Origin of the sequence: Sporolactobacillus nakayamae (genome assembly GCF_900113325.1) — a bacterium.
Taxonomy (GTDB): Bacteria; Bacillota; Bacilli; order Bacillales; family Sporolactobacillaceae; genus Sporolactobacillus; species Sporolactobacillus nakayamae.
In genome coordinates, this window is record NZ_FOOY01000010.1 from 66,146 (window position 1) to 89,357 (window position 23,212).

At 44.6% G+C, this 23,212-nt stretch carries 17 protein-coding genes and 1 pseudogene; 17 read left to right on the forward strand and 1 reads right to left on the reverse strand.

Translation table 11 applies throughout. The annotated features are described in order from the left end of the window. Positions 1 to 53 precede the first annotated feature (53 nt). The 8 genes and pseudogenes from BM003_RS08160 to BM003_RS08195 all read left to right on the forward strand — a co-directional run bounded on the left by BM003_RS08160 (position 54) and on the right by BM003_RS08195 (position 10,021). A complete protein-coding gene (locus BM003_RS08160) occupies positions 54 to 980 on the forward strand; it encodes a DHH family phosphoesterase (RefSeq protein ID WP_093671961.1) in 927 nt (308 codons plus the stop codon). 63 nt (positions 981 to 1,043) lie between these two features. Further along, the gene (gene dnaE / locus BM003_RS08165; protein WP_093671963.1) at positions 1,044 to 4,430 is read left to right on the forward strand and encodes a DNA polymerase III subunit alpha; all 3,387 of its coding nucleotides are present in this window, start codon (positions 1,044 to 1,046) and stop codon (positions 4,428 to 4,430) included. A 307-nt stretch (positions 4,431 to 4,737) separates the two neighbouring features. Then, entirely contained in the window at positions 4,738 to 5,610 is an 873-nt protein-coding gene (gene accD / locus BM003_RS08170; RefSeq protein WP_093671965.1) for an acetyl-CoA carboxylase, carboxyltransferase subunit beta, read from the forward strand. Then, positions 5,595 to 6,602: an acetyl-CoA carboxylase carboxyltransferase subunit alpha gene (locus BM003_RS08175; protein ID WP_093671967.1), complete on the forward strand. Its 1,008-nt coding sequence runs from the start codon at positions 5,595 to 5,597 to the stop codon at positions 6,600 to 6,602. Before accD ends, BM003_RS08175 begins: the two co-directional genes overlap by 16 nt. 30 nt (positions 6,603 to 6,632) lie before the next feature. Continuing rightward, complete coding sequence (pfkA, locus tag BM003_RS08180; protein ID WP_093671969.1) at positions 6,633 to 7,592, forward strand: 6-phosphofructokinase; 960 nt, start codon at positions 6,633 to 6,635, stop codon at positions 7,590 to 7,592. A 22-nt stretch (positions 7,593 to 7,614) separates the two neighbouring features. Next, positions 7,615 to 9,051, forward strand: a pseudogene (gene pyk / locus BM003_RS08185) (pyruvate kinase); the annotation flags it as partial. A 126-nt stretch (positions 9,052 to 9,177) separates the two neighbouring features. Then, positions 9,178 to 9,600 (forward strand): acyl-CoA thioesterase, encoded by a 423-nt coding sequence (locus BM003_RS08190; RefSeq protein ID WP_093671973.1) that lies wholly within the window; start codon positions 9,178 to 9,180, stop codon positions 9,598 to 9,600. A gap of 19 nt (positions 9,601 to 9,619) precedes the next feature. Beyond that, positions 9,620 to 10,021 (forward strand): FxsA family protein, encoded by a 402-nt coding sequence (locus BM003_RS08195; RefSeq protein WP_177184709.1) that lies wholly within the window; start codon positions 9,620 to 9,622, stop codon positions 10,019 to 10,021. 6 nt (positions 10,022 to 10,027) lie between these two features. Here BM003_RS08195 and ytvI read toward each other — a convergent pair whose 3' ends face one another. Next, positions 10,028 to 11,167 carry a sporulation integral membrane protein YtvI gene (gene ytvI / locus BM003_RS08200; RefSeq protein WP_093671977.1) on the reverse strand — a complete coding sequence of 380 codons (1,140 nt, stop codon included), beginning with the start codon at positions 11,165 to 11,167 and terminating at the stop codon, positions 10,028 to 10,030. 365 nt (positions 11,168 to 11,532) lie between these two features. Here ytvI and citZ point away from each other — a divergent pair, with 365 nt between their 5' ends. The 9 genes from citZ (at position 11,533) to polA (ending at position 23,173) form a co-directional block, all read left to right on the forward strand. Next, entirely contained in the window at positions 11,533 to 12,648 is a 1,116-nt protein-coding gene (gene citZ / locus BM003_RS08205) for a citrate synthase (RefSeq protein ID WP_093671979.1), read from the forward strand. Between the two features lie 70 nt (positions 12,649 to 12,718). Continuing rightward, positions 12,719 to 14,005 carry an NADP-dependent isocitrate dehydrogenase gene (icd, locus tag BM003_RS08210; RefSeq protein WP_177184710.1) on the forward strand — a complete coding sequence of 429 codons (1,287 nt, stop codon included), beginning with the start codon at positions 12,719 to 12,721 and terminating at the stop codon, positions 14,003 to 14,005. Between the two features lie 273 nt (positions 14,006 to 14,278). Further along, complete coding sequence (locus BM003_RS08215) at positions 14,279 to 15,208, forward strand: phosphate ABC transporter substrate-binding protein (protein ID WP_093671983.1); 930 nt, start codon at positions 14,279 to 14,281, stop codon at positions 15,206 to 15,208. 147 nt (positions 15,209 to 15,355) lie between these two features. After that, the gene (gene pstC, locus BM003_RS08220) at positions 15,356 to 16,306 is read left to right on the forward strand and encodes a phosphate ABC transporter permease subunit PstC (RefSeq protein WP_177184718.1); all 951 of its coding nucleotides are present in this window, start codon (positions 15,356 to 15,358) and stop codon (positions 16,304 to 16,306) included. After that, positions 16,303 to 17,187, forward strand: a complete 885-nt coding sequence (gene pstA, locus BM003_RS08225) for a phosphate ABC transporter permease PstA (protein ID WP_093671987.1) — start codon at positions 16,303 to 16,305, stop codon at positions 17,185 to 17,187. Before pstC ends, pstA begins: the two co-directional genes overlap by 4 nt. 24 nt (positions 17,188 to 17,211) lie before the next feature. Continuing rightward, entirely contained in the window at positions 17,212 to 18,015 is an 804-nt protein-coding gene (pstB, locus tag BM003_RS08230) for a phosphate ABC transporter ATP-binding protein PstB (protein ID WP_245734167.1), read from the forward strand. 70 nt (positions 18,016 to 18,085) lie between these two features. After that, complete coding sequence (locus tag BM003_RS08235; RefSeq protein WP_093671991.1) at positions 18,086 to 18,781, forward strand: response regulator transcription factor; 696 nt, start codon at positions 18,086 to 18,088, stop codon at positions 18,779 to 18,781. Further along, complete coding sequence (gene pnpS / locus BM003_RS08240) at positions 18,765 to 20,465, forward strand: two-component system histidine kinase PnpS (RefSeq protein WP_245734155.1); 1,701 nt, start codon at positions 18,765 to 18,767, stop codon at positions 20,463 to 20,465. The genes BM003_RS08235 and pnpS overlap by 17 nt, the downstream gene beginning before the upstream one ends. Positions 20,466 to 20,542: 77 nt before the next feature. Next, a complete protein-coding gene (polA, locus tag BM003_RS08245) occupies positions 20,543 to 23,173 on the forward strand; it encodes a DNA polymerase I (protein ID WP_093671995.1) in 2,631 nt (876 codons plus the stop codon). Positions 23,174 to 23,212: the final 39 nt, after the last annotated feature.

A 23,212-nucleotide genomic window follows, 5' to 3' on the forward strand; every position in this document is an offset into this window, starting at 1 on the left:
AAGGGTCAGCCGTCATTTGAACTCATGGCGAGCTGTTTGGAGGATGATTTTCAGTGATTGATGAACTAGTGAATTTGATCAAACAGTATGAAACGATAATCATACATAGACATGTCCGTCCGGATCCCGACGCACTTGGTTCTCAGGGAGGGCTTGCTTGTCTCATCCGGGACAACTTCCCAGGAAAGGCTATTTATCTGGTCGGTGAAGAATCGGAATCTTTGCGTTTTCTCATTCAAATGGACCAGATTGATGATGCGGTTTATAAAGATGCTTTGGTAATCGTTTGTGACACAGCGAATCGGGAACGGATCTCCGACGACCGATATGAATCCGGTGCGCATCTAATTAAGATTGACCACCATCCGATTGTTGACTCCTATGGAAAACCGGAATGGGTGAATACTCAATCGAGTTCAACAAGTGAGATGATCGCTTCAATCTATCGGAGTCATCCTGAACTCACAATGACGCAAGACGCTGCACGACTGCTTTTCGCGGGAATTGTCGGCGATACGGGCCGATTCCAGTTCAGCAACGTGACTTCCGAGACTTTTCTTGCGGCGTCCGAGCTTGTGAAACTGCCCTTTGATCGTCAATCCTTCTTTAATCAGTTGTATCAGCGCAGTCTGAAACAAGCGCGCTTAAACGGCTATGTTCTTGAACATTTTTCGCTGACCGATGAAGGTGTTGGTTTTGTGAAGCTTTCTCAAGATCTCATTCATTCTTATGAATTGAATGCCTCTGACGCGTCTGCACTTGTCAATTGTTTTTCTAATGTCGAGCACCTTAAAGCTTGGGTACTCTTTTCGGAAGAGGATCAAGTCATCCGCGCTCGAGTTCGTTCGAAGGGTCCGTCAATTAATGAGCTAGCCGCAAAATACAATGGCGGTGGTCATCCGATGGCTTCCGGCGCTACTGTTAAAAGCTGGGAAGAAGCAGATCAATTGATTGCCGATTTACGCAAACTGTGCAAGTAATAGAGATGATTGACAATTCGATAAGAACCTCCTGAATCTGCGTTGAAAAAGGAGTACGAACGCATGCCATTTGTACATCTTCATGTGCATAGTGAATATAGTCTACTGGACAGTACGTGCCGGATCAATGATCTCGTTGATCTGGCTAAGTCTGTTGGTCAAAAAGCGATCGCGTTGACCGATCGAAACGTGATGTACGGCGTCATCCCTTTCTATCGCGCGTGCATAAAAGCGGGCATACATCCGCTGATTGGAATGGAATTGTCCCTAGATAATGGGTTGAACAATGATAAGATGGCGCGATCGAAGCGTTCAGAAGATATGCCTGCGCTTATTTTGCTCGCACAAAATAATTTAGGGTATCAGCATCTTGTCAAACTTGCGTCTCTTGTTCAGATGAATAATAGTGAGTGCGTTCCTTTATCACAGGTGAAGCACTATGCGGAAGGACTTATCGCGCTTTCCGGCGGTTTTGACGGCCCCATTGACCGATTGATCGCCTCGGGAAATGATGATCGGGCAAATCAATTGGTGGCAGGGCTCCACACTATCTTCGGCAATCGCTTTTTTCTCGAATTGCAGCGAGACGGGAATGACCGTAAGAGTGAACAGGGCATACGTGAACTTGGCCGGCGGCATTCGATTCCTTTTGTTGCAACGAGCAGTGTGCATTACCTAAATAAAGAGGACGCCAAAGCACATACCTGCTTAACCTGTATACGAGACGGATTGAAATTAGCCGAAAAACCCCAGAACGGCCGCGATCTCTCATTTAAAAAAACGGATGAAATCGTACGCATATTTAGCGATATACCGGAAGCAGTGACGCTGACCGAGCAAATCGCTGCAAAGTGCCAGGTAACCTTTTCGTTTGATCGTGTCCGATTTCCCGCGTTTCCACTTCCAGAAGGAGTAAGCACCGAGCAGATGCTGCGCGCGGTCTGCACCAGAGGTGTGAAGGAAAGATACCCGGTGGTTACGGGTCAAATTCAAACCCGACTGCACTACGAATTGTCCGTTATTGGGAAAATGGGCTTTAATGATTATTTTCTTATCGTTGCTGATCTTGTCGCTCACGCTCGAAAATCGGGCTACATGCCTGGTCCCGGACGCGGTTCTGCCGCAGGTTCGCTCGTCGCTTATGTTTTAAAGATTACTGAAGTTGACCCCATTAAGTATCACCTGCTTTTTGAACGATTTTTGAATCCGGAACGTGTGACCATGCCGGATATTGATTTGGATTTTCCTGATGTTGATCGTGACAAAATGATTGAGTACGCTTTTGAAAAGTACGGTCGCACACATGTGGCTCAGATTATCACATTCGGAACCTTGGCGGCGAAAGCGGCGATCCGTGATGTCGGCCGAGTCTTAGGAAGTGATCCGAGAGTTATTGATCGGATGGCTCGATTGATTCCAGGTGTGCCGAAAATGACTCTGGATAAGGCGCTTCAGGAATCGGATAAATTAAAGACGCTCGTGCGCGCTTCAACGGAGGCAAGCGACCTGTTCGAACTTGCCCACCGCATTGAAGGGTTGCCCAGACACTCATCCATTCATGCAGCAGGTGTGATTTTGAGTGATCAACCGCTGACTGAGTCTGTTCCCATCCAGAAAGGTCATGATGGCATTCCGATCACACAGTATCCGATGGATATTCTGGAATCACTCGGTTTATTAAAAATAGATTTTCTTGGTTTGCGCAACTTAACCTTTATACGAGAGGTTCTTCAAAGGACATCGACAGTTCAAAGCCGTCAACTGACCATCGAATCAATACCGCTTGACGATTCGAAAACGTTCGAATTATTAAGTGATGGGGATACAATGGGCGTCTTTCAATTGGAATCAGACGGCATGAGACAGGTGCTCCGTAAATTAAAACCAACTGAATTTGAAGATATTGTGGCGGTTATTGCACTCTATCGACCAGGACCTGCTCAATTTATTGATCAATACGTGCGCAGAAAACATGGAGAAGAAAAGGTTGTCTTTCCGCATCCCAATTTGGAAGCGATTCTCAAGCCGACTTACGGTGTATTGGTTTATCAGGAACAAATCATGCAGATTGCCGTGCAAATGGCCGGTTATTCACTCGGTCAAGCGGATATCCTGCGCCGAGCGGTCGCCAAGAAGAAGCGTGAACTGCTTGAAGCGCAAAAAAAGACATTTGTTTCCGGATGTAAGCAAAATCACTATTCAGAAGCAACTGCCGTCCAGTTGTTTAGTCTAATCGTTAGATTTGCGAATTATGGTTTTAATCGCTCCCACGCTGTAGCTTATAGCTTTGTCTCCTACTGGCTTGCTTATTTAAAGACGCATTTTTCTCAAGCGTTTATGGCTGCCTATCTAACCGGAATCATCGGTAATTCGGATAAGACAGAGGCAACGATCCGCGAATTACGAAGTCGAAGAATCCAGCTGTTGCCTCCCTCTGTAAACGAAAGTTTGAGCAGCTTTGAACCTTTTGGAAAGATGATACGGTTTGGCTTATCGGGAATCAAAAATGTAGGAAACGGCGCGGTTGACGTATTGGTTGAGGAACGAGGAAAGAACGGACCGTATAAGAGTCTTTATGATTTTTGCCGCAGAGTCCCGGCACGAAAGGTCAACCGGAAAGCGATCGAATCGATGATTTTCGCCGGTGCTTTTGACGAGTTCGACGTTGATCGTGCTGTCCTGCTTGCGACACTTGATCGTGCATTAAGTTTAGGAGAAGAGGAGCAGAAGCTTAATGGCGGACAGACATCTTTGCTTATGCCTGAAACAAATGATGAAGATTACATGAATGTACCGCCGCTTAGCGCCGCAGAGAAATTGCATTATGAACGTGAAACGCTTGGATTTTACTTGACCGCGCATCCAATTAGCGAATACCGCTTCCGTTTGCCGGAAGCATTTGTGACGGTTAGTACCGCTGAAAGGCTTCCAGAAGGAACATTAAGCACATTAGCCGTCAGGTTGGAACAGGTAAAATGCATACGGACAAAGTCGGGACAGCCAATGGCGTTCTTCTCTTCGGGAGATGAAACAGGTACAATTGACACCGTTTGTTTTCCCACATCGTATGAAAAGGTTAAGGAACTCTTGCGGGATGGAGAAATGGTTGTTATTCAGGCAAAACGTTCAGTGGGAAAAGAGAGAAACACACCGCAACTGATCCTAATGCGGGCGATTAGTCTGAACAACTATTTATCCGAGCGTCAAGCGACTCTTTTTCTGAAAATTGACCGCGCACATTATCATTCTCAATTACTTGAGCATGTAAAGTCGGCAATTGAGAAAACACCTGGCCAACATCGCGTTATTCTTTATTATGAAGAGAGCCGCAAAACAATCGAGCTTGCTCCGAAATATGCGGTTCGTTTGACCAAGGATTTCATTGAATCGATGCGAACGCTTCTTGGAGAGAACAATGTGATGATTAAGCGTGATGAGCTTCAGAAATAATTGGTTAGTGACGAGCGGTCGGGCGAAAAACCTTTATATAACTGCTGTTTTTCTGCATTGTCTGCCTGTTGCTTATGTTTTTGCGGAACGTTTGTTATAATGGTGAAGTTTAGGAATTTTTTTTCGGATGGTCCAGACAAAGCAAACATGTCGATACGCAATGATTTATGAATTATTCTATTTTAATTATTTAAATTGACTGCCTGAGTGAATAATCGACGATTCCATGAATTATACGTGAAGAAATAGTGACATGTTGTGAAGCAAAGTGAAATTACAGCTTTGACAAAGTAAGAGGGTGATATACTTGATGAAGGACTTTTTTACTAAGAAAAAAAAGTACGCAACAGTCCCGTCCGCGAAAGCGAGGCAGGATGTTCCTGAGGGCATTGTCCGCAAATGCCCGAAATGCAAGAAAATAATGTATGTTAAAGAGCTGCAAAAGCACCTGTTTGTTTGCCAATCCTGCGGGTATCATTATCCAATAGGTGCCCATGATCGCGCAGTGATGCTCTTTGATCAAGATTCATACGTGGAATTCGACAAAGATATGGTTTCACTCAATCCTCTTCAGTTTCCTAATTATATGAACAAGCTGGAGTCGGACCGTAAGAAAACCAAACTGAATGAAGCTGTATGGACCGGAAAAGGCCGGATTGAAGGCTTTGAATGTGCTGTCGCCATCATGGATAAAGGGTTCCGAATGGGCAGTATGGGTTCGGTTGTCGGCGAGAAAATCACGCGAATGATCGAATATGCCGATAAAAACGCACTTCCGGTACTCATTTTCTCGGCATCCGGAGGCGCGCGTATGCAAGAAGGCGTGCTCAGCCTGATGCAGATGGCGAAAACAAGCGCGGCTCTGAAAGCGTTCAGTGAAAATGCCGGACTTTATATTTCCATAATGACCCACCCGACAACCGGTGGTGTTTCGGCGAGCTTTGCTTCTCTAGGCGATTACAATTTTGCTGAGCCCGGCGCATTGATTGGATTTGCCGGACGTCGCATTATTGAGCAGACGATCGGTGAGGAATTACCGGACGATTTTCAAACTGCTGAATTCCTTTTGAAACACGGCCAGCTTGACCAAGTGATTCCTCGATCCGAGTTGAGAAATGTGTTGCGGCAAGTCTTGTCGATTCATTCTGAAGGAGGTGCCGAGGAATGGGACCGGAATTAGATTTTGAAAAGCCGATTCTTGAGCTTCAAGGAAAGATTTCGGAATTAAAGCAGTTTATGGACGAGAAAGGCATCGATCTTTCTGATGAGCTGAACCACTTGCAGGAACGCCTTGCAGCGCTTGAGAAAGAGACCTATGGCAGCATGACTCCATGGGAGCGCGTTCGCATTGCGAGAAAGCTGGACCGCCCGACCACACTGGATTATATTCCGCTTTTGTTTACGGATTTCGTTGAGTGCCATGGTGATCGTCTTTATGGTGATGATCCGGCGATTGTGGCCGGAATCGCGAAATTTCACGGATACCCGGTGACAATCATTGGGGAACAGCGTGGGCGTGATACAAAAGAAAATATAATGCGAAATTTTGGCAGTCCTCATCCGGAGGGTTACCGCAAAGCACTTCGGCTGATGAAACAAGCGGACAAGTTTCATCGTCCAATTATTACTTTTATTGACACAAAAGGCGCTTTCCCGGGCAAGACTGCAGAGGAACGCGGGCAGAGTGAAGCAATCGCTCGAAATCTATTTGAAATGTCTTGGCTTTCCGTGCCGGTGATCTGCGTCGTTATTGGCGAAGGAGCGAGTGGCGGCGCACTCGCCATCGGTGTCGGCAATCAGATTTTAATGCTGGAGAATTCATGGTATTCCGTAATTTCTCCGGAAGGGGCGGCAGCTTTGTTGTGGAAGGATGCCGGTAAGGCAGAAGAAGCAGCAAAAACGATGAAAATTACCGGATTCGATTTGAAAAAACTTGGTATTATTGATAAACTGATTCCGGAGGTTTTGGGCGGTGCTCATCATGATCCGGAAAAGCAGGCACAACTCATTGATCATGCCATTATTGAATCGTTGAAGGAGTTAAGTCGGTTAAGCGCAGACCAAGTTCGTAATCAGCGATTAGCCAAGTATCGTGCGGTCGGTAATTATGACACAGTCCAGGAAAAGCAACCGAATCATTCAATTTTTTCTTATTCATCAGATGGGCAATAGAAGGAACACTAAAATGAGGTGATTGTTGTGATGAAAAAGATTGGCGTTCTGACAAGCGGCGGTGATGCGCCGGGAATGAATGCGGCAGTACGCGCTGTTGTAAGGTCGGCAATTTATCGCGGAGTGGAAGTTTACGGGATTTATCATGGCTACAAAGGTTTGATTACCGGCAACATCAAGAAGCTTGAAGTTTCAGACGTCGGCGATATCGTACAGCGTGGCGGTACCATTCTTTACACAGCCCGCTGTGAAGAATTCAAGACTGAAGAAGGTCGCGCTATTGCGATTGAGCAGTTGAAGAAATTTGGTATTGAAGGACTTGTCGTTATTGGTGGCGACGGTTCATTCATGGGCGGTGTCAAACTGACACAGCTCGGCTTCCCTACGATCGGCATCCCCGGAACCATTGATAATGATATTCCGGGCACTGATTTTACACTGGGATTTGATACTGCTTTAAACACGATCATCGACGCAATCGACAAGATCCGTGATACGGCCACTTCCCACGAACGCCGATTTATTATCGAAGTCATGGGTCGTAATTGCGGTGACCTTGCCATGTGGTCCGGACTTGCCGATGGTGCAGAATCAATACTGATTCCGGAAACAAAGGAAGAAATAAGCACAATTGTTGAACGGCTGAATCGTGGTATTGAACGTGGGAAAAAGCACAATATTATTGTTCTGGCCGAGGGTGTGGGTCACGCTAATGAAATTGCCGATGAAATTAAAGCCAAGGCTAACATGGATACGCGTGTGACCGTATTAGGACATGTTGTTCGTGGAGGATCACCATCCGCTTTTGACCGCGTATTGGCAGCCAGAATGGGCAATAAGGCTGTCGAATTGCTTTTGAACGGCGACAAGGGCAAAATGATCGCCATTCAAGATAATAAGATTGTAGCTCATGACATCCTTGATCTGCTCACGAAAAAGCATGTGTTTAACAAGGATCTTTATCAGTTAGCAAAAGAATTATCCATATAAAATGCTGGAGGGAATAAATTAAATGAAAAAGACAAAGATTGTTTGTACACTGGGACCTGCAAGTGATACGGTCGAAACGCTTGTAAAAATGATTAACGCAGGAATGAACGTTGCACGTTTCAATTTCTCACATGGTGATCATGAAGAACACCATCAAAAAGTACTTAACCTTCGTGAAGCAATGAAGATCACTGGCAAAACGATCGGCATCCTGCTTGACACAAAAGGACCGGAAATCCGTACACATGATATGGCTACTAAGGAAGTTCTTCTTGAAGAAGGCAAATCGGTTGATATCTCAACGACCGAAGTTGCCGGAACTGCCGACAAATTCTCTATTACTTATGCAGAATTGATTGACGACGTTCATGTTGGTTCGAAAATCTTGATTGATGACGGCCTGGTTGAGCTTGAAGTAACGGGTATCGACAAAGAAGCCGGACTCATTCATAACAAAATTTTGAACACAGGTGTTCTAAAGAGTAAAAAAGGTATCATCGTGCCTAACGTCAGCATCAACCTTCCAGGTATGACTGAAAAAGACGCAGACGACATTGTCTTTGGTATTGGCGAAGGCATTGACTTCATCGCTGCTTCATTTGTTCGCCATGCGTCAGATGTTAACGACATTCGCAACCTGTGCAAAGAACACGGCGCTAACGATGTTCATATTTTCCCTAAAATTGAAAGCCAAGAAGCTGTCGACAACATTGAGGAAATCCTTGAAGTGTCCGACGGTCTAATGATCGCTCGTGGCGACCTTGGTGTTGAAATTCCACCGGAAGATGTTCCGCTCGTTCAAAAACATTTGATCAAAATGTGCAACAAAGTAGGCAAAACAGTTATTACTGCTACACAGATGCTTGACTCGATGATCCGCAACCCACGTTGTACACGCGCCGAAGCAAGTGACGTTGCCAACGCTATTTTCGACGGAACAGACGCAATCATGCTTTCCGGTGAATCTGCATCCGGCAAATGGCCTGTAGAAGCTGTAACAACGATGAACAATATTGCTTTGAAGGCTGAATCAGCACTTGACTACAAGGGTATTCTTAAGCATTTGAGCGATTCAAGTGAACCTACTGTAACGGCAGCTATTGGTGAAGCAGTAGCACACACAGCTTTGAATCTTAACGTTGGCGCAATCATCACGGCAACGGTGAGCGGCTATACAGCAAGCGTTGTATCGCATTACCGTCCGAAAGCTCCGGTTATCGCGGTAACAAGCTCTGAACGTGTTGCGCACAAAATGTGCCTTGCTTGGGGCGTAACTCCAGTGTTGAGCGAACTTGCAAAATCAACCGATGAAATGTTTGAAATCGCTGTTGACAGCGGCAAGAAAACCGGACTTGTAAAAGACGGAGACCTTGTCGTGATCACTGCCGGACTTCCTGTTGCAGCTTCAGGCAAGACGAACATCATGCGTGTTCATCAAGTCGGCGAAGTAGTGACAGAAGCATAATTCGTGTGCGGGGACAGATATCCCTTAACGTTTCATTGTTATTCTTGAGTTTCATCATTTATGATAAGAGAAGGCGCGCTATGTGCCTTCTCTTAAATTTTATTTTGGGAGTGTTCAACTATGCATGTATCCACGACCAAGATCGTTGTTCGATATAATGAGACCGATAAAATGGGTATTGTTCATCACAGCCAATATGTAAATTATTTTGAAATTGCCCGAACTGATTTTGTTCGACAAGCAGGGATATCCTATCGGAGAATTGAAGAGGAAGGACTAATGATGCCGGTTCTCGGCATCAATGTGCAGTACCATACGCCCGCTTTGTATGATGATACGATCCTTGTTGAAACGTCCATTAGAACGTATGACAGTATTAAAATGATGTTTGATTACAAAATCTATAGACAGACGGATCGAAAACTGCTTGTAGAGGGTTCCAGCTCTCATTGTTGGACAGATTTGTCACTGCGCCCGGTTTCGATCAGAAGAAAGAATAAAGAGCTTCACACGCTGATCACGAGCGTAATGGATCAAGCATAAATTTGGAGGAGGGGTGACATTGCAAAAAAAGGTTTTGATTACATTATTACTCTATGCGTTCGCCGAGGTATGCGCTCTGATCTATGTTGGCAGCCTTATTGGCGGACTCAATTTAATCTTAATTCTTTTACTATCTGTTATTTTTGGTATTTGGATGGTAAGACGTCAAGGATTTATCATTTTGCAGAAAATTAATGATGATCTTAGTCAAAGAAGAGTGCCCGCCGAATCACTTTTAGACGGCGCCTGTCTCCTTATAGGGGGATTGCTGCTTTGCTCCCCGGGGCTAATCAGTGATAGCGCCGGGCTCCTGCTTCTGATCCCTAAGCTGAGAGTCCTGTTGATCTTACGTTTAAAAAGATGGATTCGCGAACGTATTGATAAAGGCGGCATTACGTTCATTTCATTTGGGAGACGTTAATGATGCTCAGACTTTTTTGCCAAGAATGTAGCGCCACACATCTTGCCATGTGCCCGCATGATACAGGGTTCGAATTACGACAAGAATCAGCGGTCCGATTATAATTCCGGCTAGACCGATCCAGCGAAAGCCGAAATAGATGGAGACGAGCGACGCAAGCGGATCAATACCGATAGTCACGGATAGTATTTTGGGTTCCATCAGTTGTCTTTGAATGATTGCGGCGATATACAGGCTTGTTAGACTAATGGTGAAAAAATAATGGTGCATGAAAAATTGGTAGAGAATCCATGGGATAAAAATCGCGCCGGTCCCTAAATAAGGAATCAAATCAACAATACCCGTAATCAGCGCGATGGTAAGCGGATGTGGGATTTTCAACACGATAAGACCTACATATACGAGAATCATGGTCATGAATACGAGCAAAAACTGGGCGCGTACAAACCCGATGCATGTTTTTTTCAGTTCTGTCAGTACTTTATAAATTGGCCGACCAATAGCTGAATGGAAACAGAACGCATGACATTGTGTCTTTATCCGTTCTGAGTCTTTAGACAGAAAAAAAGTCGCAAGAAAGATGAAAACGGCTGAAATCAGTGTATCCGGAATAGTAGTTACAAATTCAGTCAGATTCATTAATAAACGACCGGCAAGGTCATGAAGCATTTCCACAAGCGTTCCAGCCATACTTTCGACATTGAGCTGAATAGCTTTCTGCTGCCCGCTTGGAAGTCCGGAAAAGATATGCATCGCCTGTTCCCAAGAAGGCAGGAGATGTGAGAAAAAGAAAGTTTGCAGGTCGCCGATGAGCACTTGAACTTCATCCGGAACAGAGCGAGACAGCGAACTTACTCCTTTGATCAGGGCAATTGAAGTAAATAATAGTATGCTTATCGAAAGCGAAAAGAAGAAAAAAAGAACAACAAATGAGGCTGCCCCCCGGGGAAGTCCTATTTTTTTTTCAATAAAAACAACAATAGGATTGATCATGAATGCGAGTGCGCAGGCGATAAGAAATGGTAACGCGTAACGGATGGCAAACATCAATACCGTCACGATCACCGCGGTAATGGTCATAACAACAAGGGCACGCAAAACAATAAATAATCCGGCAATGAATGGCTGAGTTTCCTGAGAGTTCATGTCCTTATCCCCACCTTAAGTTTATGCGTATGCGGACAAGCGGGAAATATACATTTAAAACAATGTCTGAAAAAGAATATTTCGGGTTATTATTCACAAAGTCAGCGTAAGCGGATATAATCAAGATAACAATTTTGCATAAGACCCATAACATTCAAGTGATAGTTAATTTGAGAAATCCTATTTTTCATCAAGATAGTTGAATCTGTTCGTGAAGAGTTCAGAAAAATGTACTATTATTAAATAATGGAATTAAATGAAATACTGATCTTCTGACTTCAGATAGTTATCAAATAGGGGAAGCAACAATGAATGAATTGTTCGTATTCAGATAGCAAGGCGCTACATTCAAGGAGGGGATTAATTTGACAATGACAAGAGGTTTGGAAGGTGTTGTTGCAACAACTTCAACAATTAGTTCAATTAAAGATGATGTGCTCATGTATCGAGGATACAATATACAGGATTTAGCTGAATTGTCTACTTTTGAAGAAGTCGTTTTTTTGCTTTGGAATGGCGAACTCCCCACTGCTGACCAGCTCAGTCTATTCAAAGGTACGCTTGCTGAGAATGCAGCGGTGCCGGGTGAATTGTTTACAATCATGAAGATGTACCCGTTTGACCACGTACACCCCATGGCGGTTTTAAGAACCGCTGTTTCGAATCTGGCCATGTATGACCCCGATGCTGAGTTGATGGATAAGCAATCGAATAAAGATAAGGCGGTCCGTATTCAGGCGAAAATCGCGACACTTGTTGCCGGATTTTCTAGAATCAGGAAAGGACTGGAGCCAATAGCCCCAAATAAATCACTGGGGTTCGCAGCTAATTTTCTCTATATGCTGAAAGGTCACTATCCTTCAGAGACTGAAGCGCAGATGTTCGACAAAGCATTAATTCTTCATGCCGATCATGAGCTGAATGCTTCAACGTTCACGGCACGTGTATGTGTTGCGACACTATCAGATATGTATTCCGGAATTACATCGGCGATCGGTGCTTTAAAGGGACCGCTTCATGGCGGTGCGAATGAACAAGTCATGCATATGTTGGAGAAGATCGGTTCCATTGAGTGGGTAAATGATTATATTTCGAATGCACTTGAAAACAGGAAAAAAATAATGGGCTTCGGTCACCGTGTCTACAAAAACGGTGATCCTCGCGCCAAAATCTTAAAAACAATGGCGAAAAAAGTGAGCGATCTTAAGGGCGATTCGCGACTCTATGACATGTCGGTAAAAATTGAAGATCTGATCAAAGAGAAAAAAGGGCTGCTGCCGAATACCGACTTTTATTCGGCGACCCTCTACCATGACTTGGGTATTGATCATGACTTGTTTACGCCTGTCTTCGCGATTAGCAGAACATCTGGATGGGCGGCACACATTATGGAACAATACAACGACAACCGGCTCATCCGACCGCGCGCCGAATATAATGGCGAGCGTCTAAGAAGAGTTGTGCCGATTGACCAGCGCTGAACAAAAACTTGATGGTGAATTTAGGCAGATTAGAAAAGAATAAGGCTGTAACAGCTAATGACAAAAAGGCATGGAGGTACATACTGTGACACATGAACAACAAATTTCTGTACAAAATGGCATACTGAACGTACCAAAGAATCCGGTTATTCCTTATGTGGAAGGAGACGGTATTGGCCCGGAAATTTGGTCTGCGGCATCACGTGTTTTTAACGCTGCTGTAGAAAAGGCATATAATGGCGATCGGAAAATTGTCTGGAAGGAAGTGCTGGCCGGTCAAAAAGCGTTTGATCGAACAGGTGAATGGCTCCCTCAGGAGACGGTTGACGCAATGAAAACGTATGTCGTTGCGATTAAAGGACCACTCACAACACCGGTAGGCGGAGGCATTCGTTCACTAAATGTCGCCATGCGCCAGCAGCTTGATCTGTTCACCTGTCTGCGTCCGGTACGACACTTTGAAGGTGTTCCTTCACCGGTAAAGCAGCCGGAACTTGTTGACATGGTGATCTTCCGAGAAAATACGGAAGACATTTATGCCGGAATTGAATTTGAATCTGAATCTCCTAAGGCAAAAAAGATCATCCAGTTCCTCCAAAATGAAATGGATGTAACAAATATCCGCTTTCCGGAAACATCGGGAATCGGCATTAAGCCTGTATCTAAAGAGGGAACTGAGCGTCTGGTCCGCGCAGCCATTCGCTATGCGATCAATGAAGGCCGCAAAAGCGTGACGCTCGTTCATAAGGGAAATATTATGAAATTCACAGAAGGGGCGTTTAAGAATTGGGGCTATGCGCTTGCGGAACGTGAATTCCCAGAACAAACCTTTACGTGGAAGCACTATCAGAAAATCGAAGCAGAACAGGGCAAAGAAGCTGCAGATAAGGCTCAGAATGAAGCGTTGGACAGCGGTCGCATTTTAATTAAAGACGCGATTGCCGACAATTTCTTGCAGCAGATTCTATTGCGGCCGAATGAATATGACGTTGTTGCGACCATGAATTTGGATGGAGACTACATTTCGGATGCCCTTGCGGCTCAAGTGGGGGGCATCGGGATCGCTCCAGGTGCCAATATCAATTATGAGACGGGTGTCGCCTTATTTGAAGCGACGCATGGAACTGCTCCCACCTTTGCGGGCCAGGATAAGGTGAATCCATCCTCAGTCATTCTTTCCGGCGTGATGATGCTTGAGTATCTTGGATGGTATGAGCCGGCTAAATTAATTGTCGATGCAATTGAAAAGACGATTTCAGGCAGGATCGTGACTTTTGACTTTGCACAATTAATGGAAAATGCGACGGAAGTAAAGTGCTCACAATTTGCCGATGCTCTAATCAAAAATTTGAACTAAGCTGTTCACAACTTCATTTTAAAGCAAAAGAGAGGCTGTCTCAGAGTCAAAAAGACTTATGGGACAGCCTCTTTTACATATCTCCATACCATGACTATATTCCTTTTCCTACGCATTATTGACCAAACTGTGGTCATTCTATAATTAGGAACAGTGTTCGACACGAAACGCCTTTACAAAACCTTTACAATTCGTTTATATGTGTTTAAAAAACAAGGCTTACTATTAGAAATGCAATAAGGTGACTCAACAATTTGAGGGGGAAATAGTCTTATGAAAAAGAAAAACTTGCTCGCGATTGGAATGGTTTTCGTTCTTTCATTAACACTTATTCTTAGTGGGTGTGGAAACGGAAGCAGTTCGTCAGACAGCAGCAGTTCTTCTGAAAATTCAAGTTCTTCGTCTGCATCACTATCAGGTAAAATCACTATTGGCGGTTCGACAGCACTTCAACCGCTGGCAGCACAAGCAGCTAAGGAATTCATGGAAAAAAATCCTGATGTTCAGATCGAAGTACAGGGCGGAGGCAGCGGTACCGGTTTGAGCGAAGCTCAAGCGGGAAATTTTGATATCGGTATGTCTGACGTGTTCGCAGAAAGCAAGTCAAACATTGATGCGAAATCGCTTAAAGATTACCAAGTTGCTGTAGTCGGAATGACAGCGGCTGTTAACCCAAAAGCCGGTGTAAAGAATTTGTCAAAAGAAGATCTCCAAAAAGTATTTACCGGCAAAGTTAAAAACTGGAAAGAAGTTGGCGGTAAAGACCAGAAAATCACATTGGTAAATCGTCCTGACGGTTCCGGTACTCGCGCAACATTCGATCAATTTGCTCTTGACAACAAAACACCTGCTGAAGGTATTACGCAAGATTCGACGAACACTGTTAAGAAAATCATCTCTGAAACTCCGGGCGCTGTCGGCTATATGGCACTCTCATATTTCACAGCAAATGACACTTCAGTGACGAAACTTTCCATTGACGGAGTTGAAGCAACTGACGACAATGTAGCTTCCGGCGAATTTCCGGTATGGGCTTATGAACACATGTACACCAAAGGCGAACCATCGAAGCTGGTTAAAGCGTTCCTTGACTTCATGATGAGCGATGCTGTTCAGACAAAAGATGTACCGGCTCAAGGTTACCTGTCCGTTAAAAATATGAAAGTACAGCGTGATGCTGAAGGTAAACAAACAGATAAATAAGGATTGTCCTAAGCAATGCAGGGTAAATTAAATACAAAGTAAAGTCCAATGGCGGTTTAAGCGGGAAGGTCTGTGACATCCCGCTTGCCGTCATATGGGCGTCTCATGAATAACTGTAAATGAGGTGTGAGGATGAAAATCGGTAAAATGGTTACGGATGCGGCACCGGCATCAGGCGGCAAATCAAAGCTGATCAATGAAAAAGGACTTTTCTCGCAGTTGACGGATCGAACGAGCGAGAGCAGAGGAAAACTGCTCATATATGGCAGTGCACTGCTTATGATCGTTGCGGTAACAGCAATTACACTTTTTTTATCAATACAAGGTCTTCGTGCTTTTGTTGTTGATCACCTTAATTTTTGGACGTTTATTACAGGAACGGAATGGTTTCCGGATCGCGCAGAAAACCCCTCGTTCGGTGCGTTCCCTTTTATTTTCGGATCTATGGCTGTTACATTTTTAGCTGCACTCATTGCTACGCCGATTGCGATCGGTACTGCTATATTTATGGCTGAAATCGCCAAAAAATGGGGTGCAAAAGTGATGCAGCCCGTGATTGAAATACTTGTTGGCATACCTTCTGTTGTCTATGGTCTAATCGGACTGTCGATCGTAGTTCCATTTATGCGGCAGCATTTCGGCGGATCCGGATTTAACCTGATCACGGGAGCAATTGTTGTCGGTATCATGATTTTACCGACAGTTGCGAGTATTGCGGCAGACAGTATCCGCGCTGTGCCCGACTCCTTAAGGCAAGCTTCTTACGCTATTGGAGCAACAAAATGGCAGACGATTTGGCGTGTCGTGATTCCTGCTGCAGGCTCAAGCCTGCTTACTGCAATCATCTTGGGCATGTCGCGGGCATTTGGCGAAGCGCTGGCTGTGCAGATGGTTATTGGCAACGCGCGCAATATTCCCGCTTCAATTCTCGATCCATCGGCAACGCTTACGACAATAATCACCTTAAGTATGGGACATACAACTACGGGCAGCGTGCTTAACGACGCACTCTGGTCTCTAGGCTTAATCTTACTTCTGATTTCCTACGTGTTTATCGTCATTATTCGCTTCTTAGGAAGGAGAGGAGAGAAACGATGAACAGTAAAATCACGAATCGAATCGCTATTTCAGTAATCATCGCATGCGCCGTGGCCATGGCAGCTATTCTTATTTCAATGCTGGGCTATATCTTAGTTCAAGGCGTTTCAAGCATTTCTTGGAAATTTCTTACAACATCCGCCAGTCCTTTCTTGGCTGGAGGCGGTATTAAAGATCAATTGTGGAATTCATTTTACGTATTAATTATAACGATGCTTTTGACCGTTCCGATCGGTGTATTCGGAGGAATCTATTTAGCTGAATACGCAAAACCCGGCAAGCTGACTTCTTTTATCAGAACTTGCGTTGAAGTGCTCGCTTCTCTACCATCAATCGTTGTCGGCATGTTCGGTATGCTTGTGTTCGTCAACTATTTCGGATTCAAGTATTCGGTATTCTCCGGAGCGCTTGCATTGACGGTTTTTAATCTGCCGGTAATCGTACGTGTGACTGAAGACGGGTTCAGATCGCTTTCGCGCCATCAAAAAGAAGGCGGCCTCGCACTGGGACTTACACATTGGCATACAATCAAAACAATTTTACTTCCGGCGGCGTTTCCCAGCATTTTAACGGGTATTATTCTATCTGCGGGGCGTGTTTTCGGTGAATCGGCGGCACTTCTGTTTACCGCTGGACTTTCAACACCGGATCTGGATTTTGGCAATTGGAATCCTGCGGCACCAAACTCGCCACTTAATCTTTTTCGTTCGGCTGAAACGCTTTCGGTGCATATTTGGGCGGTAAATACGGGTGGCATTATGCCAGATGTGCAAACAATCGCAAACGGCTCTGCCGCGGTGCTTGTCATTTGTGTTCTGCTCTTTAATTTATTTGCACGTATGATCGGGAAAATCATCAATCAAAAATTTTCAGGAAAATAAGCGGGAGGAATGGATATGATTCAAATGGAGAAAAATATTGTCTCATTTACAAATAATACAGTGACTAAGGAACTTCCGATTCAAATCAATGTGGAGAATGTCAATATTTTTTATGGTGACAATCACGCAGTTAAAGATGTTAATCTCCCAATTCATGAGAAATCAATCACGGCATTGATTGGACCGTCCGGATGCGGGAAATCGACGTTCATCCGTACGATCAATCGGATGAATGATTTGATTCCGTCCGCTCGATGCGAAGGAATGATTGGGTATAAGGATGTTAATATTCTTAATCCGAAAGTGGACGTTGTTCAGTTGCGCAAGGAGATCGGTATGGTATTTCAGCAGCCGAACCCATTTCCAAAATCCATCAGTGAGAATATTCAATTACCGCTTCGATTCGCAGGAGTCCGCAACAAGAAAATGCTGAAGGAAACCACAGAAGATTGTCTGAAACAGGTTGGTCTATGGGACGAGGTAAAGGATCGCTTGGATCGTTCGGCGACCAGCCTTTCCGGCGGTCAGCAGCAGCGTCTGTGCATCGCCCGCGCGCTTGCGCTCAAACCGAATGTGATTTTGCTCGACGAACCGACATCCGCGCTTGATCCGGTTTCAAGTGCCAAAATTGAAGAACTGCTGCTTGAGCTTAAGAACAGCTACACGATTATCATCGTCACGCACAATATGCAGCAGGCAGCCAGAATTGCCGACTATACCGCGTTCTTCTATCAGGGAGAGCTGATTGAATTCGGCAAAACAAAAACGTTGTTCACGAATCCGGAAAAAAAGAGTACATCAGATTATATTTCCGGACGTTTCGGCTGACCAAGAGGATCATTGCTGAATCTTTTGCTTAAACTTGTTATGATAAAAAGAGAAGCAAGGGGTGATATGCTTGGCAAAGAAAATAATGGTTGTGGATGATGAGCCGTCTATTGTGACGCTGCTCTCCTTTAACTTAAAAAAAGCAGGCTACGACGTACTGACTGCCGCAAATGGGACAGACGCATTGAAACTGGCAAGAGATTCTCGACCGGATTTGATTGTTTTGGATCTGATGCTTCCTGGAATGGACGGAATGGATGTATGCAAACAACTTCGCCAGGAACGCTATTTTGTGCCGATTTTAATGCTTACAGCCAAGGATGATGAGCTTGACAAGATTCTTGGTCTTGAGCTGGGTGCGGATGATTATATGACAAAACCCTTTAGCCCGCGTGAAGTGGTTGCGCGTGTCAAAGCGATTTTGAGACGTACAGATCTTGGAAAACAGGAACAAAATGAAGTGCTCTCAATCGGCGATTTGAAAGTGTATCCGAACAACTTTGAAGCGACATTCAAAGATGATGAAATGGTTTTGACACCAAAGGAGTTCGAACTGCTGGTCTATATGATGGAGCACAAGGGAAGGGTCCTCACACGTGAGCAATTGCTGAACGCTGTCTGGAACTACGACTTTGCTGGTGATACACGGATTGTCGATGTTCATGTCAGTCATTTGCGAGAAAAAATTGAAGATGTGACACGCAAACCGCTTTATATAAAAACAGTACGAGGGTTGGGTTATAAATTTGATGAGCCGAAGGTTTGATGGCAGAATGTGGGCGCGCTGGGGATTTGTTATCGTCTGCATGCTCTTCGTCATTTTTGTTACAAACGAAGTCATTCAAGTTGCCCTCCTTTATGACGATAAGCAGACAATGGACGCGCGGGGAAACTGGATTGAATCCGTTGCAGTTAGACAGGGAAAGGTCCAAGTAGATGAATTTGAATCTTCTTTTTCTCAATTCGCAAAAAAGGAGCATATTCAGCTTACTCTCTATAATCGTGATCGGAAGCTGATCTATTCATCAACAGGGAAAGAAAAAAAGACGCTCGATCAGATTGCAGGCTTGCGTGAATCGGGCGATTTTTTGGTATACATAAAAGCATTAAAATCGGATGGAGCAAAGGTAGGCTATCTCAAAATAAACGGATACAGGACGTCCATTGTCGGCCTTGGACTTGTCTATTGCCTCCTTGCAGCGGCCGGTATCGCGCTGCTGTATTATCGAGATTATCTTGTTCTCTCCTACGCACGTCCGATACGTTTTGCTTCCCGCATGGTCGAAAATCTATTAGAGGGTTCTTACAACATGATCGCTCCGGACCATGTAAAGCGTGAGAGTATACTGCGACTGAATTTGGCACTGAACCGAATGTCTGATGCGATGCATGAGATTAATCGTTCCTACACACGTCAACAGGACAGTATGACGACACTAATTGAGAACATAGGGAACGGTCTACTATTTGTCGATGGCGTTGGGCGTATCAATTATGTTAATCATACGTTTAAAGAAGACTTTCAAACTCGTGCGACCCATTGGGAGTTGGCAGACTATCATGAGGTTATTCCTTATGATGAGGTTCGCAAAATGATTGACGAAGTCTTTGAGACAAAGGAAAAGCTTGCCCGTCAATTGCAATTTACAGTTCATATCGAACGTAAGCACTTCGACATTTCTTGCGCGCCGATCTTAAATAAGCACAAGAAAATCAGGGGTATTGTCGTCGTATTTCACGATATCACTGCGATTAAGAAATTGGAGAATACGCGAAAAGACTTCGTTGCCAATGTTTCTCATGAATTAAAGACACCGGTTACCTCGCTGATCGGTTTTACTGAAACGTTACTTGATGGAGCGCGAGAAGATAAAGAGCTTGAGGATCAGTTTTTGCACATCATGCTTCACGAAGGTCGTCGTTTGCAGAGTCTCATCACTGACCTGCTCGAACTGTCGAAAATCGAACGGGAGCATTTTGTACTCCAGTGGGCACCGGTTTCTCTTAGTGATGTATTGGAAAGTGTGCTGCTTATTCTTAGAGAAAAAGCGGAGGCGAAGAAGATAAAGTTAGAGTATCTTCAAGGTGATGAAGGAGTGGTTGCCGGGGATGCATTTCGGATTCGTCAAATCATGATCAATTTGATTTCTAACGCGATTTCCTATACTCCGGAAAATGGAACAGTCACAATAGCGATACATGAACGCAAATCAGAGGCGGATCTTGTCATATCCGATACAGGAATGGGAATTGAGCAAGACCAAATTCCGCGCATTTTCGAGCGGTTTTATCGTGTGGATAAGGCGAGAAGCAGAGACTCAGGCGGAACGGGATTAGGTCTTGCTATTGTCAAACATCTGGTTGAGGCGCATGATGGCAAAATACACGTAACTAGTGTACCTGGTAAAGGTTCAACCTTTACAATCACTTTTAATAAATCATCAACTTGATTGGATAAATAACCTGTGTTGCTTTAGAATATAAGAAAAAGCAACACAGGTTTTCTTTGTTTTTCAGGAGGAATATGATGAAAAAACTTGTCTTAATTGATGGAAATAATGTCGTTTATCGTGCCTTTTTCGCATTGCCGTTACTAAGCAATAATCAAGGCATGTATACAAACGCAGTCTACGGCTTCACGATGATGTTGATGAAGGTCATTGAAGAAGAGAAACCAACGCATCTGCTCGTCGCTTTCGATGCAGGGAAGACGACCTTCCGTCATGAAACCTATAAAGAATATAAAGGCGGTCGCCAGAAGACGCCGCCTGAATTGTCACAGCAATTTCCACTTGTCCACGAATTGCTTGATGCGATGACGATTCAGCGTTACGAGCTCGACAATTATGAGGCGGATGATATCGTTGGAACGCTTGCTCGAAAAGCAAGTAACGATGGATTTGATGTTCGGATTGTGACTGGAGACAAGGATTACCTTCAGCTCGTTGACGAAGGGGTTCGCGTCTCATTGATCCGTAAAGGAATCACTGACACTGTTGATTATGATGTAGATAAGGTCAAGGAACGTTACGCGATCAATCCGCATGAGGTGATTGACCTTAAAGGACTAATGGGTGACGCCTCCGACAATATTCCAGGTGTGCCTGGAGTGGGGGAAAAGACCGCGATCAAACTGCTTAAGCAATTTGGGACGATCGAAGGTGTGTATGCGCATGTTGACGAAGTGACCGGCAAGAAGTTAAAAGAAAAGCTGGAAACGAATAAAGATCAGGCTTTGCTAAGCAAGAAAATCGCGACGATTGACAAGGACGCGCCCGTAGAACTAACCATTGACTCATGCAGCTATTCTCATGAATTTACGGATCGATTGAAAGATTTATTTCGTGAGCTGGGTTTTCAATCGCTGCTTAATAAACTAGAAGTTCCAGATCCTGATGGACACGCATCGGAAACGGCGGCTATTTCTGTTCAAACAGTGACAGAATTCACTGCTGAACAGCTCGTATCTCCGAGCGCATTAGTTGTGCAGATGCTCGATGAAAACTATCATTATGCGGCGATTACCGGATTTGCCATTTCAAATGAGGCGGGTACGTTCTTTATGGAAACCGAGCAGGCGATCAAGGACGAATGCTTCCGCCGGTGGCTGGAAGATCCTGAAATGAAAAAAGTGCTGCTTGACAGCAAGAAAGCTGAAGTGGCTTTAAAATGGCGCGGAATTAAGCTCCAAGGAATCGCTTTTGACGTTCGCCTGGCAACTTATTTGATTGATACTTCGGAGGCGGGGCAGGATTTAGCGCTGCTTGCGACAAAACGCGGTATTTCCAACATTGAAACCGATGACGTTTTTTATGGAAAAGGCGCAAAACGTAAAATACCTGAAGGCGAAGCTCAAGCCCAGCACCTTGGCAGAAAGGCATCCGCATTGCTGCAGCTTGAGCCAAAATTGATTCAAGAATTAATCGAAAACAAACAAAAAGAATTGCTTTTTGAGCTTGAACTTCCCCTTGCCCGAGTGCTTGCGAGAATGGAATATACGGGGATTAAAGCCAGCAGCGAAACACTGAAGGCAATGGGTGAGGAGCTTGATCGGACGCTTGATGTTATTGAACATGATATTTATGCCATGGCAGGCGTAACGTTTAATATTAATTCGCCAAAGCAGCTTGGCGAAATTCTCTTTGAGAAGCTGCAGCTGCCACCGGTAAAGAAAACAAAAACCGGCTATTCTACAGCAGCGGATGTACTTGAGAAATTGCGTGGCCGCCATGAAGTAATCGGCAAGATTCTCGATTTCCGTCAGCTGGGAAAGCTCAAATCCACTTATGTGGAGGGGCTGCTCAAAGTGATTCATCCGGAGACAGGACGCGTGCATACGTGTTATAATCAAGCCCTCACACAGACCGGGAGACTCAGTTCAACCGATCCGAACTTGCAAAATATACCAATTAGGCTGGAAGAGGGGCGCAAGATACGGAAAGCTTTTCTTCCTTCAGAAGCGGGTTGGCAGATTTTCTCAGCGGATTATTCTCAGATCGAATTGCGCGTACTCGCGCATATTGCTGATGACGATAACTTGAAACAGGCGTTTATTGAAGATATGGATATTCACACGAAAACGGCAATGGATGTTTTCGGTGTAGAAAAAGATGAGGTTACGTCACTGATGCGGCGCCATGCGAAAGCAGTCAATTTCGGTATTATCTACGGGATCAGCGACTATGGCCTTTCGCAGAATCTGGGAATCACACGGAAAGATGCCGCACACTTTATAGAAAAATACTTGCAGAGTTATCCAGGTGTGCATCGTTATATGGAAAATATTGTTCGGCAGGCGAAAACGGACGGGTACGTAACGACATTATTGAATCGCCGCCGTTATCTGCCTGATATCAATAGTCGGAATTTTAATAGCCGCAGCTTCGCAGAACGTACAGCGATGAATACACCGATTCAAGGCAGCGCAGCCGATGTGATCAAGAAGGCAATGATCAATATGGATCAACGACTTAAAGATGAGAAGTTGGAAGCCAGAATGCTCTTGCAAGTGCACGATGAATTGATTTTTGAAGTTCCGGAGCAGGAATTAGAAGTCATGAATCAGATTGTACCGGATGTGATGGAGCACGCAATTAAACTGAGTGTCCCTTTGAAGGTGGAGAGCTCTTACGGACCGACCTGGTACGATGCAAAGTAATGTCCAACGGGAGGAGAAGCCTGAACAGAATACGCCGAT